The organism is Flavobacterium phycosphaerae, from assembly GCF_010119235.1.
Taxonomy (GTDB): Bacteria; Bacteroidota; Bacteroidia; order Flavobacteriales; family Flavobacteriaceae; genus Flavobacterium; species Flavobacterium phycosphaerae.
This window is the reverse complement of sequence record NZ_JAAATZ010000001.1, coordinates 2,665,893-2,683,235: the sequence shown is the minus strand read 5'-3', so window position 1 is coordinate 2,683,235 and position 17,343 is coordinate 2,665,893. Positions and strand designations below refer to the sequence as shown.

Annotated in this window: 14 protein-coding genes and 1 other RNA gene; 5 read left to right on the top strand and 10 right to left on the bottom strand. The window is 38.0% G+C overall.

Features of this window, described 5'->3' with window-relative positions; translation table 11 throughout:
* Window positions 1–44 precede the first annotated feature (44 nt).
* The 3 genes from GUU89_RS11965 to GUU89_RS11955 all read left to right on the top strand — a co-directional run bounded on the left by GUU89_RS11965 (window position 45) and on the right by GUU89_RS11955 (window position 4,771).
* Window positions 45–1,265 (top strand): RsmB/NOP family class I SAM-dependent RNA methyltransferase, encoded by a 1,221-nt coding sequence (locus tag GUU89_RS11965; RefSeq protein ID WP_162128137.1) that lies wholly within the window; start codon window positions 45–47, stop codon window positions 1,263–1,265.
* Window positions 1,266–1,273: 8 nt separating this feature from the next.
* On the top strand, window positions 1,274–2,404 hold the full coding sequence (locus GUU89_RS11960; protein ID WP_162128136.1) for an endonuclease: 1,131 nt from the start codon (window positions 1,274–1,276) through the stop codon (window positions 2,402–2,404).
* 171 nt (window positions 2,405–2,575) lie between these two features.
* Complete coding sequence (locus GUU89_RS11955) at window positions 2,576–4,771, top strand: DUF349 domain-containing protein (protein WP_162128135.1); 2,196 nt, start codon at window positions 2,576–2,578, stop codon at window positions 4,769–4,771.
* Window positions 4,772–4,800: 29 nt separating this feature from the next.
* Here the strand turns inward: GUU89_RS11955 and GUU89_RS11950 are convergent, their stop codons facing one another.
* From GUU89_RS11950 to GUU89_RS11935, 4 genes are all read right to left on the bottom strand, one after another.
* Window positions 4,801–5,463, bottom strand: a complete 663-nt coding sequence (locus GUU89_RS11950; protein ID WP_162128134.1) for an NAD(P)H-binding protein — start codon at window positions 5,461–5,463, stop codon at window positions 4,801–4,803.
* A 4-nt stretch (window positions 5,464–5,467) separates the two neighbouring features.
* Window positions 5,468–6,397 carry an aspartate carbamoyltransferase catalytic subunit gene (locus tag GUU89_RS11945; protein WP_162128133.1) on the bottom strand — a complete coding sequence of 310 codons (930 nt, stop codon included), beginning with the start codon at window positions 6,395–6,397 and terminating at the stop codon, window positions 5,468–5,470.
* 83 nt (window positions 6,398–6,480) lie between these two features.
* Window positions 6,481–7,011: a bifunctional pyr operon transcriptional regulator/uracil phosphoribosyltransferase PyrR gene (gene pyrR / locus GUU89_RS11940; protein ID WP_162128132.1), complete on the bottom strand. Its 531-nt coding sequence runs from the start codon at window positions 7,009–7,011 to the stop codon at window positions 6,481–6,483.
* A 377-nt stretch (window positions 7,012–7,388) separates the two neighbouring features.
* Complete coding sequence (locus tag GUU89_RS11935) at window positions 7,389–9,008, bottom strand: ABC-F family ATP-binding cassette domain-containing protein (RefSeq protein WP_162128131.1); 1,620 nt, start codon at window positions 9,006–9,008, stop codon at window positions 7,389–7,391.
* Between the two features lie 186 nt (window positions 9,009–9,194).
* Here GUU89_RS11935 and GUU89_RS11930 point away from each other — a divergent pair, with 186 nt between their 5' ends.
* Window positions 9,195–10,661, top strand: coding sequence for a TlpA family protein disulfide reductase (locus GUU89_RS11930; protein WP_162128130.1), 1,467 nt, complete (start codon window positions 9,195–9,197; stop codon window positions 10,659–10,661).
* An 84-nt stretch (window positions 10,662–10,745) separates the two neighbouring features.
* Here the strand turns inward: GUU89_RS11930 and fsa are convergent, their stop codons facing one another.
* The 4 genes from fsa to ffs form a co-directional block, all read right to left on the bottom strand.
* Entirely contained in the window at window positions 10,746–11,402 is a 657-nt protein-coding gene (gene fsa / locus GUU89_RS11925) for a fructose-6-phosphate aldolase (protein WP_162128129.1), read from the bottom strand.
* 97 nt (window positions 11,403–11,499) lie between these two features.
* Window positions 11,500–12,303 carry an SDR family oxidoreductase gene (locus GUU89_RS11920; RefSeq protein ID WP_162128128.1) on the bottom strand — a complete coding sequence of 268 codons (804 nt, stop codon included), beginning with the start codon at window positions 12,301–12,303 and terminating at the stop codon, window positions 11,500–11,502.
* A 67-nt stretch (window positions 12,304–12,370) separates the two neighbouring features.
* The gene (locus tag GUU89_RS11915) at window positions 12,371–13,369 is read right to left on the bottom strand and encodes an enolase C-terminal domain-like protein (RefSeq protein ID WP_162128127.1); all 999 of its coding nucleotides are present in this window, start codon (window positions 13,367–13,369) and stop codon (window positions 12,371–12,373) included.
* Between the two features lie 51 nt (window positions 13,370–13,420).
* An RNA gene (gene ffs / locus GUU89_RS11910) (signal recognition particle sRNA small type) lies at window positions 13,421–13,518 on the bottom strand.
* A gap of 85 nt (window positions 13,519–13,603) precedes the next feature.
* Between ffs and GUU89_RS11905 the strand changes: the two genes are divergently transcribed.
* Window positions 13,604–14,653: a glutaminyl-peptide cyclotransferase gene (locus tag GUU89_RS11905; protein WP_162128126.1), complete on the top strand. Its 1,050-nt coding sequence runs from the start codon at window positions 13,604–13,606 to the stop codon at window positions 14,651–14,653.
* 48 nt (window positions 14,654–14,701) lie between these two features.
* On the opposite strand, the gene GUU89_RS11900 is transcribed toward GUU89_RS11905, so the two are convergent.
* Window positions 14,702–15,280, bottom strand: a complete 579-nt coding sequence (locus GUU89_RS11900) for a hypothetical protein (protein ID WP_162128125.1) — start codon at window positions 15,278–15,280, stop codon at window positions 14,702–14,704.
* A 119-nt stretch (window positions 15,281–15,399) separates the two neighbouring features.
* Window positions 15,400–17,286 (bottom strand): molecular chaperone DnaK, encoded by a 1,887-nt coding sequence (dnaK, locus tag GUU89_RS11895; RefSeq protein ID WP_162128124.1) that lies wholly within the window; start codon window positions 17,284–17,286, stop codon window positions 15,400–15,402.
* Window positions 17,287–17,343 lie beyond the last annotated feature (57 nt).

Here is a 17,343-nt window from a genome sequence, read left to right as displayed (position 1 = left end):
ATATACAAAAATCCAATATCTTTGCAGGCTCATTTTTTTACACCATGCGATTACATCGAAATTTAGTTTACACCACCATTGACTCATTAAATGCTATCTTCAACGAAGGGGAATATGCTGATAAAGTTGTGGCTCGTGCTTTGAAAAAAGACAAACGTTGGGGAAGCTCCGACCGGAAGTTCGTAGCCGAAACCATCTATGAAATTGTACGTTGGAAAAGGTTATACATGGAAATTGCCGGCGTAAAAGAACCTTTTGACCGAGACCAATTATGGCGAATATTTGCCGTTTGGGCTGTTTTACGTGGTTATCCGATTCCCGATTGGAGACAATTGGAAGGTACCCCGGAGCGCAAAATAAAAGGGCGTTTTGATGAGTTATCCAAAATCAGAAAAATGCGCGAATCTATTCCGGATTGGATGGATGAATTAGGCGTAAAAGAATTAGGAGAAGACATTTGGACTAAAGAAATTGCCGCACAAAACAAACAAGCTCAAGTTATTCTTCGTGTCAATACTTTGAAAACCACCAAAGAGCAACTTCGCGCGATTTTAATGGATTTAAACATCGAAACGGAATTTTTAAAAGACCAACCTGATGCTTTAGTACTAAAAGAAAGAGCCAATGTTTTTTTAACGGAAGCTTTCAAAGAAGGTTTGTTTGAAGTACAAGATGCTTCTTCCCAATTAGTAGCCGCTTTCTTAGACGTACAACCGGGTATGCGAGTGGTGGATACTTGTGCCGGTGCTGGTGGAAAAACATTACACATGGCGTCTTTGATGCAAAATAAAGGGCAGTTAATTGCCATGGATTTGTATGAAAGCAAACTGAAACAATTAAAATTAAGAGCCAAACGAAACGGCGCTTTCAATATTGAATACAGGATTATTGATTCAACCAAAGTCATTAAAAAACTTCACGAAAAAGCAGACAGAGTCTTAATTGATGCACCTTGCAGTGGCTTAGGTGTTTTAAAAAGAAACCCGGATGCCAAATGGAAATTGCAACCTGAATTTATTGATAATATAAGAAAAGTACAAGCAGAAGTTTTAGAAAATTATTCTAAAATTGTAAAGCCGGGTGGCAAACTGGTTTATGCTACCTGCTCGGTCTTACCCTCTGAAAATCAGGAACAAATTAAGCATTTCTTAACTACCGAGAACGGTAAAAACTTTACCTTTGTTAAAGATTCTAAAATCCTTGCCCAAGACACAGGATTTGATGGTTTTTACATGGCACTATTAGAACGTAAAAAAGAACTATAAAAAAGCAAATGAAAAAAATCTTAACCTATTTATTCTTAAGTTATACTGTGCTTACTGTGGCACAAGAAACTTCAAAAAACACCAATGTAACCAACTCTATTCCTACCGGATACTACAATTCGGCTACAGGAACAGGATATACCTTAAAAACACAATTAGCAGCAATCATCAGCAACAATTATATCGACAGAGGGTATAGCGGTTTGTATACTACATATCAAACTTCAGATGTCAGAACTGACGGTACCGTTTGGGATATGTATTCCGATTGTCCTTTCAATTTTGGTACAGTAGCTAATGGAGGAAATCAAGACAATGGTACTAACCCTAGTGGCGAATGTGAGCTATTTAACAGAGAACATACTATACCACAAAGTTATTTTGGAAATGGGGTTCAACCAATGTATTCTGATGCTCATTTTGTTTTACCGGCAGACAAGATTGTTAACGCAAAAAGAGATGATTTCCCATACGGTGTAGTGCCAAACCCTACTTGGACCTCTACCAACGGTTCTAAATTAGGAAATAATTTAAATTCAGGATATTCTGCCGGTTATAGTTCAGTTGTTTTTGAACCGGTTGACCAATATAAAGGCGATATTGCCCGTTTATTGTTTTATTTTGTGACAAGATACGAAGACCAATTAGTTGCTTTTTATTCCTCCTCATCAACTGTTAAAGCTATGTTTGACGGAACCAGTGACCACAGTTTTTCCAATACCTTTTTAAACATCTTATTAACTTGGAACAACCAAGACCCGGTAAGTGCTAAAGAAATAGCCCGAAATAATGCCATTTACACCCGTCAAAGCAACAGAAATCCGTTTATAGATCATCCGGAATATGTGTGTCAAATTTGGGGCGCGGCTTGTACGGCTTTAGACAACCAAAGCTTCAGTTCAATTGCTTCAGTTAAAATTTATCCGAACCCTGCTACCAATGGTACTATCAACATCAGCAGCGAAACAGCTTTAGACAAAATTGAATTAATCACCATCAACGGTCAAATAATTCAACACATTGACAATCCTGTATTCCAAAACAATACTTATACTATTACAAACTTACCAAATGGCTTTTATTTCCTAAAACTATCCGGTAATAACGAAACCGTGACCAAGAAGGTTTTAGTTAATTAAGTTTAATAGTACTAATTCACAAAGAAACGCTGTTGGAATTCAATAGCGTTTTTTGTTTTTAATCGAAATTGATGTCGAGGTAGTACAGAAAACAACGATTTCCTTTGAATTTTAGTCCTACTTTATTATCTTTCGCCCTCATATTGTGTAACCCTTAAAACATTTTATATAATGTTAGAAGAAAAGAATGATAACCTGCAAGACGCAGATGGAAACGTAGTCAGTGAATCACAGGAAGTGACAACAACTGAAAATCAAGAAACAGCAACGGAACCCCAAGCGGAAGCCGTAGCCGAAATCGAGTCTGTTGAAGAAACAGTAACAGCCACTATTGTTGAAGAAGTTGTAGAAACTCCGGCTGAAGAGCCAGTAGCAGAAGCTATTGATGAAGCAGCAGTAGAAACCCCAACGGAAGAAGTGGTTGAAGAACCTATTGCTGAAGTCGCAGCCTTAACTGAATCACTTACAGAAGATGAAATCGAAGTAGCTGCAGAGAAAGAAGCTCTTGTGGAAGAAGCCATTGCCGAAACAGCAACTCCAATTGAAGTTGTAGCCGACAACGATAACCAAGCCGCCATTAGCGCAATCGAAGAAGTTAATGCCGAAGAAAGCGAAGATGAATCGTTAAAAGATCGTCACGATATTCCAATGCTGGATTACGAAACTTTGTCTATGGAGCAATTGGTAGATGAGTTATCTGATTTAGTTGTGGTAGAGAAAGTGATGTCGGTAAAAGATCATGTCGAAGAATTGAAGAAAGCTTTCTTATCTAAATACTACCATTTTATTGATGAGAAAAAAGAAGAGTTTCATGCAGAAAACCCTGATACTACTGAAGATTTCCATTATCATTTCCCGTTAAAAGTAAAATTTGATCAATTATACACTCAGTATAGAGAAAAGAAAAATAATCATTTCCAAAGCTTACAAAACAGTCTGAAGTCGAATTTAGAAAACAGATTAGCCATAGTAGAGGAATTGAAAAACCTTATCCACAGTCAGGAAAGCATTCCGGTTACGTTAAAGAAATTTAATGACATCCGTGACCGTTGGAAAGTAGCCGGTCCTATTCCTAAAGACCGTTACAATCACGTTTGGAACAATTACCATTTTCATTTAGAGAATTTCTATGACATTCTTCATTTAGACCGTGAAATCCGTGACTTAGATTTCAAACACAATTTGGTACAAAAGCTTAAAATTATTGAGCGTGTTGAAGAATTAGTGAAAGAGGAAGATATCAACAAAGCTTTCCGTGAATTACAAGATTTACACCGTATTTGGAAAGAAGAAATCGGACCGGTATCAAGAGATCACCGTGAGGAAATCTGGAACAGGTTCAGTGAACTGACCAAACAAATGCACGACAAGCGTGAAGGCTTATATGAAAAACTTCGCGAGGTAGAGCAAGCCAACCTGGAAAAGAAAAAGGAAATCATTGCTCAAATCGAAGTGTTAGCTACCGAAAAGGTAAACGTACACTCGGCTTGGCAAGGACAAATAGAAAAAGTGGAAGCTTTACGCAATCAGTTTTTCGCTACCGGTAAAGTACCTTCAGAAGTAAATGAAGATACTTGGACCGCTTTTAAAAATGCCGTTAGAAATTTCAACATCTTAAAGAATTCATTCTATAAAGATATCAAGAAAGACCAAAACGATAATTTAAGTAAAAAGCAAGCCTTAGTTGCAAAAGCCGTTGAATTAAAAGACAGTACTGACTTTGCCAACACTACTCCTCTACTGAAACAAATACAGGAAGAATGGAAAACGATTGGTCATGTGCCAAGAAAAATGTCGGATAAACTTTGGACAGAATTCAGAGCAGCTTGTAACGAGTATTTCGAAAAACTGAAAGAACAAAAATCTGAAGTTAACGAAGAAGAAGTAGCGGCTTTTGAAAACAAAAAAGCGTACTTGGAAACCCTGAGAACTTTTGAACTAACCGGAGAACACCGTGCCGACTTAGATGCTATCAAAGCGCACATCGAAACTTGGAAAGGTTTTGGTAAAGTACCTTTTGCCCGTCGTCATATTGAAGGGAAATTCAATAAGATATTAGATGCCTTGTTTGAAAAATTAAGCTCAAGCAAAAAGGATAATGAAATGGCACGTTACGCCAACAAATTAGACAATTTAGCACATTCTGATACCCGCAAACTGGACAACGAAAAAGTATTCCTCATGCGTAAGATTGATGAAGTGCAAGGCGAAATCTTCCAGTTGGAAAATAACATTCAGTTCTTTGCCAATGCAAAAGCCGATAATCCAATGGTGAAAGAAGTAAAGAAAAACATCGAGTTCAAAAAAGAAGAATTAGTTACCTTGAAAGAAAAACTAAAACAACTTAGAAACTTGAAAGCAGAATAATTAAAAAGCCCCGATAATTCGGGGTTTTTTTATGGAATAATTTGAATTTTCCTGATATCGTTATTTTCGTATTGCTCTTTGTGTCCGCCGTGTAAACCTACTTCTACCATAACACTAGTCAATTGTTCCGAAGTAACACAAGCAAACGGGAATAACCAACGCAACAGCGGTTTATATAACAGTCGCATCAGTTTATAAGTCAAGTTAGGCTCACGTCGCGGCTCCACCGGATAAATATAGCCCGGACGAAAAGTATGCATTTTGGCAAATTTCAGATTGAATAAAATATTCTCTGCTATACCTTTGTCTTTGGCAAATAGTACACGACTCTTTTCAGTACGGTCTGCTCCTTGCCCGCTTAAGAAACAAAAAGTGGTTTTCTCATTATGCTTGCGTAGCATTTCGGCAAAAGCTCGGGTATAGTCAATCGTTATTTTGGCAAACTCAGTTCTCGAAACCTGTCCGGTATATACACCAATACAGTAAAAACAAACATCCTGATGCTTGAACTCTTCCTCAATAGCAGAGAAATCTAAAAAATCAGTATGGACAATTTCCTTGAGCTTTGTATGACTAACTTGAGTGGGTTTACGGACTATCGAGGTAACCTGCGTCACTTCAAAACTGGCCAGGCATTTGTTTAGTATCAAACCGCCAACCATACCACTAGCGCCAATTATAATCACATTCATAGTACTATTGCTTTATTTTGGAGGCCAAAAGATAAATCACAGCCATACGGATAGCCACGCCGTTTTCCACTTGGTCTAAAATTACCGATTGTTGGGAATCGGCCACATCAGAAGTGATTTCTACCCCGCGGTTTATCGGCCCCGGGTGCATGATGACAATCTCTTTGTTGAGTGAATCCAGTAAGGCTTTGTCTACGCCATACTGCTGAGCATATTCTCGGGTAGACGGAAAATAGTTCACATCCATACGTTCATTTTGCACACGAAGCATATTGGCTACATCGCACCATTCTAATGCTTTACGTAAGTTAGGCTCAACTGTTACCCCAAGACTTTCAATGTATTTGGGCAGCAATGTTTTCGGACCGCAGACTTTCACTTCGGCTCCTTGCATTTGTAGCGCATAGATATTTGACAAGGCCACACGGGAGTGCAATATATCACCCACAATGACAATTTTCTTTCCGGCTACTTCTCCCAATCGTTCTCGTATGGAATAACTATCCAGTAAGGCTTGCGTGGGGTGTTCATGAGCACCGTCTCCGGCATTGATGATGCTGGCCTTTACATTTTGTGATAAGAAGTAAGCTGCTCCGGGATTGGCGTGTCGCATCACCACCATATCCACTTTCATCGATAATATATTGTTTACCGTATCAATTAGTGTTTCGCCTTTTTTAACCGAAGATTGCGCCGCCGAAAAACTAATCACATCGGCCGAAAGTCTTTTCTGCGCCAGTTCAAAAGAAAGTTTGGTGCGGGTGCTATTTTCAAAAAAGATGTTGGCAATGGTAATGTCGCGCAGCGAAGGCACTTTTTTAATCGGGCGATTGATGACTTCTTTGAAATGATCTGCCGTTTCAAAAATCAAATCAATATCTTCTTTTTGAAGGTATTTGATGCCTAATAAATGGTTGACTGATAGTTCGGACATTGTAGTTGTGTGTTGTGTTGTATAGTATTGTGTGTTCCTTCTATAATCCTTAATCCTAAATCCTAATTCCTTAATCCTAATTCTTAAATCAAATAAACAGCATCTTCCCCCTCCTTCTCTTTCCAGCATACTTTGACCTTCTCGTCGTTGATTACATCTACCTGTCTGCCACGATAATCGGGCTGTATGGGCAGGTGACGGCTGAATCTTCTGTCTATTAAAACCAAAAGCTCTATTTCTGATGGCCTTCCGAAAGACTGAATGGCAGTCAAAGCCGCACGAATACTTCTTCCGGTAAATAAAACATCATCTATAAAAACTACTTTTTTGTCTTCTACTAAAAAATCGATTTGGGTCTTATTAGCTTCCAACGTTTCCCCTCTGCGGAAGTCATCTCTGAAGAAGGTTATATCTAAAAATCCCAACGGAATGTTTTGAATCTTATACTCCTCCTCCAATATAGTTTTCAGGCGAACCGCCAAAGAAACCCCGCGAGGCTGTATACCGATAAGAACTGAATTGGAAAAATCGAGGTGGTTTTCGATTAACTGACAAGCCAAACGATGGAGTATGATATTGACTTCTTTGGAAGTGAGCAATACTTTTTGACTCATGATAGTGTTGTTTGGGTTGTAAAAATAGTATTTTTTATTGAGGGAATCAAAAATTAGTTAGCCGTTACCCATTAATCCTAACGACTTATTTTATTCTTACAAAAAACATCCCTCCCAACCCGCTGAAAAAATAGTCCTGATGAACCATCAAATTCGTCCTGATGAGTTGCAAAACTGATGCTGATGAGTTGAACAACTCGTCCTGATGAATTGATGAACTCGTCAGGACGTTTCTGAGGCCTTGTATTTACTGGTGCTCCCAAAGGTTGAAATACGTTTAAAGGTAGTTAAGGCTAATATTATTTGTAAGAATAAATAAAAATCACACCTAGGCTAAATAAAAAACTCCCACTATTTAGCGGGAGTTTATTTATATTTTAATTATACATTTTCTTTCTCATTTCCTGAATCTTTTCATCATCCAAGTATTCGTCAAAGGTCATATAACGGTCGATAACGCCGTTTGGTGTGATTTCCAAAACACGGTTGGCCACGGTTTGAGCAAACTCGTGGTCATGAGTGGTAAACAACACCGATCCTTTAAAGTTTTTCAACGAGTTGTTGAAGGCGGTAATAGACTCCAAATCCAAGTGATTCGTTGGTTCATCCAGCATTAAGACGTTGGCACGTATCATCATCATGCGCGATAACATACAACGTACTTTTTCTCCTCCTGACAATACGGTACATTTTTTCAAAGCCTCTTCTCCGGAGAAAATCATTTTCCCAAGGAAACCACGAACATATACTTCGTCTCTTTCTTCTTCTGTTTTTACAAACTGGCGTAACCAGTCTACTAAATTCAAACTGCCGTCAGTAAAGAACGCGCTGTTATCATTGGGCAAATATGACTGTGTGGTAGTAATACCCCAATCATAAGTACCGGCATCGGCTTTCATATTGCCGTTTAAGATTTCATAAAAAGCAGTAGTAGCACGTGAATCTTTAGAAAACACCACCACTTTATCGCCTTTGGCCATATTCAAATCTACATTCTTAAACAACACTTCACCGTCAACCGAAGCAGCTAAGTTTTGCACGTGCAGGATTTGGTCTCCGGCTTCTCTTTCAACATCAAATATAATGGCAGGGTATCTGCGGCTTGACGGTTTGATTTCGTCTAAGTTTAATTTTTCAATCATCTTTTTACGAGACGTCGCCTGTTTTGACTTAGCCACGTTAGCACTGAAACGACGAATGAATTCTTCCAACTCGGCTTTCTTTTCTTCGGCTTTCTTATTTTGTTGTGCTTTTTGACGGGCCGCTAACTGGCTCGACTCATACCAAAACGTATAGTTTCCTGAATAGTGGTTTATTTTACCGAAATCAATATCTGAAATGTGTGTACAAACCGAATCTAAAAAGTGACGGTCGTGTGATACTACAATAACCGTATTATCATAATTGGCTAAGAAATTCTCTAACCAAGTGATGGTTTCAAAATCCAAGTCATTCGTAGGCTCATCCATTACCAATACATCCGGGTTGCCGAAAAGCGCTTGTGCCAATAACACACGAACTTTCATTTTCCCTTCCATCTCACTCATTAAAGTGTAATGCATATCGGCTGAAATTCCAAGGTTAGACAGCATAGCACCGGCATCTGACTCAGCGTTCCAACCATTCATTTCTTCAAATTGCACCTGCAACTCTCCTATACGATCGGCATTTTTATCATCATAATCTGCATATAAAGCATCCATTTCTGTTTTAACAGCATACAGCACTTTATTCCCCATCATCACGGTTTCTAACACAGTATGCTCATCAAACATATTGTGATTTTGGTTCAATACCGACATACGTTTACCGGGCTCAAGGATTACTCTTCCTGAAGTTGGGTCAATGTCTCCGGCTAATATTTTAAGGAACGTAGATTTTCCGGCACCATTGGCACCAATCACACCGTAGCAATTGCCCTGAGTGAAGGTGGTATTTACTTCGTCGAATAAAATTCGTTTACCAAATTGAACCGATAAATTAGAAACTGTAAGCATGAATTGTCTTTTATTAAATTTGGTGCAAAAGTAATGAATAGTGTTCAGTGTTCGGTAAAATAGTAATCAGTTTTTTTATAGTCTTTATGTTCTTTACTTAAATAAATAACAACGCTCAACAACGCCAAAAAAATATTGGATAATTAACAATAAAACAGCATATTTACGGCGATTTACATTTAACTAATGATTAACAGTAAAATCCAATACATCCCGTTATTTTTGTTTACTAGTTTCGAAAACATGGTTACGCTTAAAAATATAAAAGCTTTCAGCTTTCTTTTTCCGTTGCTCGCTCTTTGCTGTTCGTGTAAAAATGAATTTAAAGGGAGTGACTACGTAGCCTATTTTGGTGGTGAAGTGGTAAATCCCAATACCCCCTATGTCCTTTTTTGCAAAGACAACGAAGTGATTGACACTCTGAAACTCGACAAAAACAATCGTTTCTTTATTCAGTTTGACTCCCTAGCACCGGGCTTATATACCTTTAAACACGAACCGGAATACCAATACGTTTATTTTGATAAAAACGACAGCATCATGGTGCGGGTCAATTCTAAAGATTTTGACGGTTCCGTTGTGTTTTGTGGTCGTGGCGATCAGAAGAACAACTTTTTGATGGAGCAGTATTTGCGAAATGAAAAAGACAAAAACAACCTGTTCGAAGCCTTTGACTATGACATTGATCAGTTTAGTCACACTATAGATTCCTCTTATCAAGCGGCAAAGAAGTTTTACAATACTAAAAAAGAGGAAATCAAATGGAGTGACGAATTTGATGTGTATGCCAAAGCTTCTGTAGACTTTCCTTATTATTCAAGAAAAGAAGTTTACCCGTTAATTCACAAAATCAGAACCGGAAACGATGTCTATGAAAAGATTCCGCATGGGTTTTATGACTTCCGTAAAAAGGTAGACTGTAACAACGTAGCCCTTTCTTATTACTCTCCTTTTGTGATGTATTTGTCACACATGCTGAACAACATGGGAGCTATAAATTACCATAACCATTTCTCCGAAGTAGATTTAGCGCTCAAAACCAACATCAACAAACTGAATATTGCTGACACGTTGATTAAAAATGAAAAGGTAAAAAACACCATCCTCAACAACATTGCCTTTACCTACTTACTGGAAGACCAGAACATGGTCAACAACAAAGCCTTTCTAGAAACGTATCATAAATATTCTACCGACAGAAGTCAAAAAAACGAGATTCTTAAAATTGGAGATGCTATACAATTGCTTACCGTTGGCAACAAATTACCGGATGTGTCACTAATCAATCGAGAGGGTGACACCATTCAATCTTCAAGCTTTGCCAATCAAAAAACAGTTATTTTCTTTTGGTCAGAAAATGCCATGTCACATTTTGGAGCGGTACACAAAAAAATATTAGCCCTTCATAAAAAACATCCCGATTACCAGTTTGTTGGTGTCAACCTAAATGACTCGCAGGAAGCTTGGGAGAAGATGATGAACAATTATACTTTTGACGGCATCACGGAGTTGCGCTGTGGCGATTTTGAAGATTTAAAAGCCAAATGGGTAATTACCAAGGTGCACCGAACAATTATTCTAGGAGATAAAGGGATGATTAAAAATGCTTTTACTAATGTCTTTGAGTTGAATTTTGAAGATGAACTTAAATAGTTATGAGTTATGAGTTATGAGTTTAAAATATAAAAAAAACGCTTTTCAATGAAAAGCGTTTTTTTATGCTATATACTAAGTATACTATTGATTTCCTTTAGCATAGTCGGCTAAGAATTGCGCTAAACCGATATCCGTTAAAGGATGTTTTAATAATCCTAAGATTGAAGATAACGGTCCGGTCATTACATCGGCACCAATTTTAGCACAGTTAACCACGTGCATAGTGTGACGAATAGAAGCCGCTAAAATTTCAGTTTCAAAAGCATAGTTGTCATAGATATCACGAATTTCCTGAATCAAGGCTAAACCATCCGTTGAAATATCATCTAATCTTCCTAAGAAAGGAGACACATAAGTCGCTCCCGCTTTGGCAGCCAATAAAGCCTGACCTGCTGAAAACACTAAAGTAACATTGGTTTTAACACCTTTATCTGAAAAATATTTACAAGCTCTGACACCGTCTTTCGTCATAGGTAATTTCACTACAATCTGCTCATGCAAATCAGCAAGCTCCTCACCTTCTCTAATCATACCTTCGTAATCAGTAGCGATAACTTCGGCACTTACATCCCCATCTACAATGTTGCAAATGTCAACGTAATGTTTTAAAATATTATTTTTTCCTGTGATTCCTTCTTTAGCCATCAACGAAGGATTAGTTGTAACGCCATCAAGAACCCCAAGACTTTGTGCTTCTTTGATTTCGTTTAAGTTGGCTGTGTCAATAAAAAATTTCATACCGTAATTGTTATATATTAAAAAGTTGTGTTCAAAATTTGATGCAAAGTTACATATTCATATTCAATAACAAAGTCGAGAACCTATTTAAAGTTGGTTATAACTTATAATGATTCATCAACATACTCTCGTAGATTCTGTCGGGCAAAACTCTTTTCAAGACTATAGAAAACTTTTGCATAAATAAGCCGACCTTATAATGTAGTTTCGGATTCTTTTCGTTGATAATTTGGTAAATAGCCATCGCCATTTCATCAGGATTGCTGCCACTGTCTACGTGGTCATCCATTTGTTTTAAAGTGTTACCATAAGGCTTTTCATAAGCAGATCCCTGAATTACCGGGGCATGATAACGTCCAGAAGCAATATTGGTAGCAAAATCACCCGGAGCCACATTTACCACATTGATGCCAAAAGATTTCACTTCCATGCTAATGGCTTCCGAAACAATTTCCAAAGCGCCTTTTGAGGCCGAATACACCCCGCGATACGGCAACCCCATATACCCTGCAATCGAAGTAATATTAATGATTAATCCGGCATTTTGTTCACGCATTTGAGGTAAAACCGCTTTTATCACTTCTATAGGACCAAAGAAATTGGTTTCAAAATTGTTTTTGATTTCCTGGGTTGGAATTTCTTCCAAAGGTCCGGTAATTCCAACACCCGCGTTATTAATAACCACATCAATACATTTAGAAACTGAAATCACTTGCTCAATCGCGTGGTGTATGCTCTCCGTATTTCGAACATCTAAAGCGATTAAGGGGAATAACGAATTCGTGACTTTATCCGGATTGCGACTGGTGCCGTAAACGGTAAATCCTTTGTGAAATAAAAATTCACCAATGGCTTTCCCAATACCCGAAGAACCACCTGTGATTAAAACTACTTTGCTCATTATAAAATTTAGGATTAAGGATTTTTGGAATTAGGATTTGATAAAGGTAAAAAACTTAGGACTTATTTTAAATTAATTTGATTCCTAATCCGGGATTTTCGTTCAATTGTATTGTACCGTTTACAATTTTACTTCCGTTGGCCACATCGTTGGCAATTAAATTGGCTCCGTCCAAATCGGCATAATCACATAATGGGGCTAATGCGGCACCTGCTGAAATTCCGATAGTTGATTCGGTCATACAGCCTATCATGATTTTGAACCCCATTTTTCGGGCTTTGGCAATCATTTCTAAAGCCGGAGTCAATCCACCACATTTGACCAATTTGACATTGATGCTTTTATAATGAGGTACTAAATGTTTCAAAACTGTAGCATCCTGACAATCCTCATCGGCCATCCAATTGGCGTAGTGATTCGAATGCAATGTTGCATAATTCTCTGAACCGGGTTTCATAGGTTGTTCCAAATAAGTGAACTTGGAAATCATTTCATAGTTCTCCAGCGAAAGACATTCGGCTGCCGAAAAACTTCCGTTTGAATCTAAGGCCAACGATTTATCCAATTGCAATAACTTAGTGATATCACTTTCTTCAAAATGATTGCATTTGACTTTAAACTTACTCCACGCCGATTGATTTATTTTCTTTATCTGATTTTCAACCGTATCAACACTAATGGTTATCGAAGATTCTGGTAGCTGCTTATAATCAATTGCATTTAAAGCTAAAAAACTTTGTTCTTCTAACTTCCCGAACAAATCCCAATAGGCACAATCAAGCGCAGAACGAAGGAAAGACGGCAAGTCTAATGACAGTAAAAAAGTATAGAAATTAGTGGGATGAACTATGGTTTGGCTTTCAATTTGAGTTTGAACTTTAGTCAAAATAGCTACGAAATCGCCAAGATGGATATGATAATAATCGATAGCTGTACATTCACCAAATCCCTTTTTTCCGTGCTTTTCAAGCGTTACGATTAAGGCTTCTCTGTGAGTGTAATTCCCATAAGCGATGGCAAAGGTTTCTTTGAGATTGAAGGTTACTATTTGCCATTGTAAAACCATAGGGTATAAAAATAAAAAATCCCGATAAAACTTCGGGACAATTTTTGAAAAAAATGGCAAGCGACCTACATCGCACCGCTCAACCACATACCTTTGCTATGTTCCCATCCTGGAGGATTTTGCAGGAGCTGGTCGTGTAGGACTTGCCGGTGCAAATATACAATCTTTTTATTTTTTTGCAAGAAATTAAGCCCTTTATAAATATATTTGTGAGTGAAAAATTAAACCTTACGAATGAAAAATTATAACCTGCTAGTAACCATTTTATTAGCATTCAACTTAGTCAGTTGTGTTGACAGTCAAAAAGAAAAAGAAGACTATTTCAGCATAGATGAGACGAATTTCAAACCCTTGTTTAAAGCTACAGATAAAGTAGATTTGTCGCTCATCAACGGAAAAAACAAAACCATTGACAGTGTAGTCTATTTTGCCAATGACACCAAATTGGTTTCGGTCAAAGGGAATACTAAATATGCTTTTGATTTGAACGGCAAAAAACTGGGGTATCAAAACTTAAAAGCCTTGGTCTATTTTGATGGTGATACTGTTTCCATCAAATCTCGCATAGAAGTAGCGGCAGCCATTGCTCCGAAATTATTAAAATATACGGTGGTGAACACTTATGATCACGATGTGGACGCTTTTACGGAAGGCTTTGAGTTTTTCCGCGATACGTTGATGGAAAGTACCGGGCAGAACGGCAAGTCATATTTTGCCAAAATTGATTACAAAACCGGTAAAGCCTATAAAAAAGTTAGCCTTGACCAACAATATTTTGGCGAAGGGATTACTGTAATAAACAATAAAATCTATCAATTGACCTGGCAAAACGGCGAAGGCTTTGTGTATGATGCCAATACGTTGAAGAAAATTAAGAGCTTCCCCTTTGATAAAAAAGTCGAAGGTTGGGGAATGACCAATGACGGTAAAAACATTTATCATTCTGACGGTACAGAAAAAATCTGGACCATGGATCCGGAAACACAAAAACTGACTGATTTTATTAACGTATATACCAACGACAGCAAGATAAAAAGCATCAACGAATTGGAATGGATCAACGGGAAAATCTATGGTAACATTTGGCAAAAGGATGCCATTGCCGTAATTAACCCGCAAACCGGTGCTGTAGAAGCCGTGTTGGATTTATCCGCATTAAGAGCTAAGGTAACCAATAAAGAAGCCGAAGTGTTAAACGGAATTGCCTATAATAAAAAGACCAATTCCCTTTTTGTAACTGGTAAAAACTGGAATAAAACTTTTGAAATTAAAGTCAGCGAGTAAGCGCTAAAACATACTTTAAACAAAGAATCCCGATACTCGGGGTTTTTTTTATTTCTTTTTGGCCGCTACATATTCAGCTTTTGCGGCATCGTAAGTAAACTTGTTTTCCTGGGTCTTTCCTTTTTGGGTAATAGAGCCATCCGGATTTAATTTGAATTCAAAACCTTCCCTTCTAATCTTTTCTTGGGTTTCGGAAGCATTTTTCAGTTTATCCAAAAATATCTTTTCAGTAATGTGATTGGTCATTTGTGTATTAGAAAACACTTGTTTCTTGGCGGTAATTTCATAAACCACAGAATAAATAGTAGTGATATCTTCTGTTTTTAAATCCGTTTTAGCACCTGATTTTTCACTCCAAGTCAATAAATACAATTTGGTTCCGCCGGCTGTGAAAGAACTCAGTTTGCAATTTTCGGGAGAAAATTTGGCATCGGCCGCTTTGATAACCATTGCGTCTTTAGGTTTTCCGTTTTCGGTTATGGTAACTTGAAAGTTCCCCGATTTTACTTCGGCAATCAAATTATCAACTTTAGCTAAACCAGCTGAAGCTCGGGCTGACTTCTTTTTTTGGCTGTATCCTCCCACTCCCATCAGAAGTACACAAATCAACAGAACCATTTTTTTCATAGCAATAGTAATTAGTTTAATAGGTAACCAATATACAAAATAATCGTTTCGACGATTGTTAAAATAAAAAAACCGGATAATTGCTTACCCGGTCTCTTCTTATTTAATAATCCTTTGTATTATTTTACTTCTTCAAAATCTACATCCTGAGTTTGGTCTCCGCTAGCATCTGCTTGTGGCTGAGCTTCGTGAGTTTGTCCTTCACCCTGTGCTTTGTACATTTCTTCTGAAGCATTTTTCCAAGCTTCATTGATTTTGTCTAAAGCCGGTTGGATGGTAGCTATTTCTTTGGTTTCAAAGGCTGCTTTCAATTCGGTTAAAGCCGATTCAATAGCTTGTTTGTTAGCATCAGATAATTTATCACCGAACTCTTTTAATTGACTTTCGGTTTGGAAAATCATAGCATCTGCTTCATTTAATTTATCTGCTTTTTCTTTAGCCAATCTGTCGCTTTCAGCATTCATTTCGGCATCTTTCTTCATTCTTTCAATTTCTTCCGGAGTTAATCCTGAAGACGCTTCGATACGAATGTCGTGTGATTTTCCGGTTCCTTTATCTGTAGCAGATACTTTGATAATACCATTGGCATCAATATCAAAAGTCACTTCAATTTGCGGAACACCTCTTGGGGCCGGTGGAATACCGTCTAAGTGGAAACGACCGATCGTTTTATTATCTGCCGCCATGGTTCTTTCACCTTGAATCACGTGGATTTCAACACTTGGCTGATTGTCAGCTGCCGTTGAGAATACTTGTGATTTTTTGGTTGGAATAGTTGTATTTGACTCGATTAACTTAGTCATTACATTCCCCATAGTTTCAATTCCTAATGATAAAGGCGTAACGTCTAACAACAATACATCTTTAACATCACCGGTTAAAACGCCACCTTGAATGGCAGCTCCAATCGCTACTACTTCATCAGGGTTTACTCCTTTTGATGGTTTTTTACCAAAGAATTTTTCAACTTGTTCTTGGATTACCGGGATTCTTGTAGAACCTCCTACCAAGATTACTTCGTCGATATCTGAAGTCGATAAACCGGCATCTTTTAAAGCTTTAGCCACAGGCTCCATAGAACGTTTTACTAAGCTTTCTGCCAACTGCTCGAATTTAGCACGCGTCAAGGTTTTCACTAAGTGTTTAGGTCCTGAAGCAGTAGCCGTAACATAAGGCAAGTTGATTTCGGTTTGTGTAGAAGAGGACAACTCGATTTTTGCTTTTTCTGCAGCTTCTTTTAAACGTTGTAACGCCATTGGATCTTTACGTAAATCAACACCTTCTTCGCTGTTGAAATCGTTAGCCATCCAATCGATAATTACTTGGTCAAAATCGTCACCTCCTAAGTGAGTGTCACCATTGGTAGACAATACTTCAAAAACTCCGTCTCCTAATTCAAGAACAGAGATATCAAAAGTACCTCCACCTAAATCGTAAACCGCAATTTTTTGGTCTTTACCCGCTTTGTCTAATCCGTAAGCTAAGGCAGCAGCCGTTGGCTCATTGATGATACGCATTACTTTTAATCCGGCAATTTCACCAGCTTCTTTCGTAGCCTGACGTTGTGCATCGTTAAAGTAAGCCGGCACAGTAATAACCGCTTCGGTAACTGTGTACCCAAGGTAATCTTCGGCGGTTTTCTTCATTTTTTGAAGTGTCATGGCTGACAATTCTTGTGGTGTGAATAATCTTCCGTCAATATCAACACGTGGGGTGTCGTTATCGCCTTTCACCACTTTGTAAGCTACAGTTGATGCTTCTTTAGCACTTTCTGTGTACTTGTTTCCCATAAAACGTTTGATAGACGCAATGGTTTTGGTTGGGTTGGTAACCGCCTGACGTTTCGCAGGGTCACCTACTTTAATTTCTCCACCTTCTACAAATGCTATTACAGATGGTGTTGTTCTCTTTCCTTCAGCGTTAGCAATTACTACAGGTTCTCCACCTTCCATAACGGCCACACATGAATTGGTTGTACCTAAATCGATACCAATAATTTTACTCATAACTTTATCTCCTTTTTTGTCTTTTGTTTGATTATTCCTCTACGAGTGAATAGTACT

Bases quoted from the DNA above. Each gene is read 5' to 3' on its own strand.
- GUU89_RS11965 (WP_162128137.1), top strand. From the start codon at position 45: ATGCGATTACATCGAAATTTAGTTTACACCACCATTGACTCATTAAAT.
- GUU89_RS11960 (WP_162128136.1), top strand. From the start codon at position 1,274: ATGAAAAAAATCTTAACCTATTTATTCTTAAGTTATACTGTGCTTACT.
- GUU89_RS11955 (WP_162128135.1), top strand. From the start codon at position 2,576: ATGTTAGAAGAAAAGAATGATAACCTGCAAGACGCAGATGGAAACGTA.
- GUU89_RS11950 (WP_162128134.1), bottom strand. From the start codon at position 5,463: ATGAATGTGATTATAATTGGCGCTAGTGGTATGGTTGGCGGTTTGATA.
- GUU89_RS11945 (WP_162128133.1), bottom strand. From the start codon at position 6,397: ATGTCCGAACTATCAGTCAACCATTTATTAGGCATCAAATACCTTCAA.
- pyrR (WP_162128132.1), bottom strand. From the start codon at position 7,011: ATGAGTCAAAAAGTATTGCTCACTTCCAAAGAAGTCAATATCATACTC.
- GUU89_RS11935 (WP_162128131.1), bottom strand. From the start codon at position 9,008: ATGCTTACAGTTTCTAATTTATCGGTTCAATTTGGTAAACGAATTTTA.
- GUU89_RS11930 (WP_162128130.1), top strand. From the start codon at position 9,195: ATGATTAACAGTAAAATCCAATACATCCCGTTATTTTTGTTTACTAGT.
- fsa (WP_162128129.1), bottom strand. From the start codon at position 11,402: ATGAAATTTTTTATTGACACAGCCAACTTAAACGAAATCAAAGAAGCA.
- GUU89_RS11920 (WP_162128128.1), bottom strand. From the start codon at position 12,303: ATGAGCAAAGTAGTTTTAATCACAGGTGGTTCTTCGGGTATTGGGAAA.
- GUU89_RS11915 (WP_162128127.1), bottom strand. From the start codon at position 13,369: ATGGTTTTACAATGGCAAATAGTAACCTTCAATCTCAAAGAAACCTTT.
- GUU89_RS11905 (WP_162128126.1), top strand. From the start codon at position 13,604: ATGAAAAATTATAACCTGCTAGTAACCATTTTATTAGCATTCAACTTA.
- GUU89_RS11900 (WP_162128125.1), bottom strand. From the start codon at position 15,280: ATGAAAAAAATGGTTCTGTTGATTTGTGTACTTCTGATGGGAGTGGGA.
- dnaK (WP_162128124.1), bottom strand. From the start codon at position 17,286: ATGAGTAAAATTATTGGTATCGATTTAGGTACAACCAATTCATGTGTG.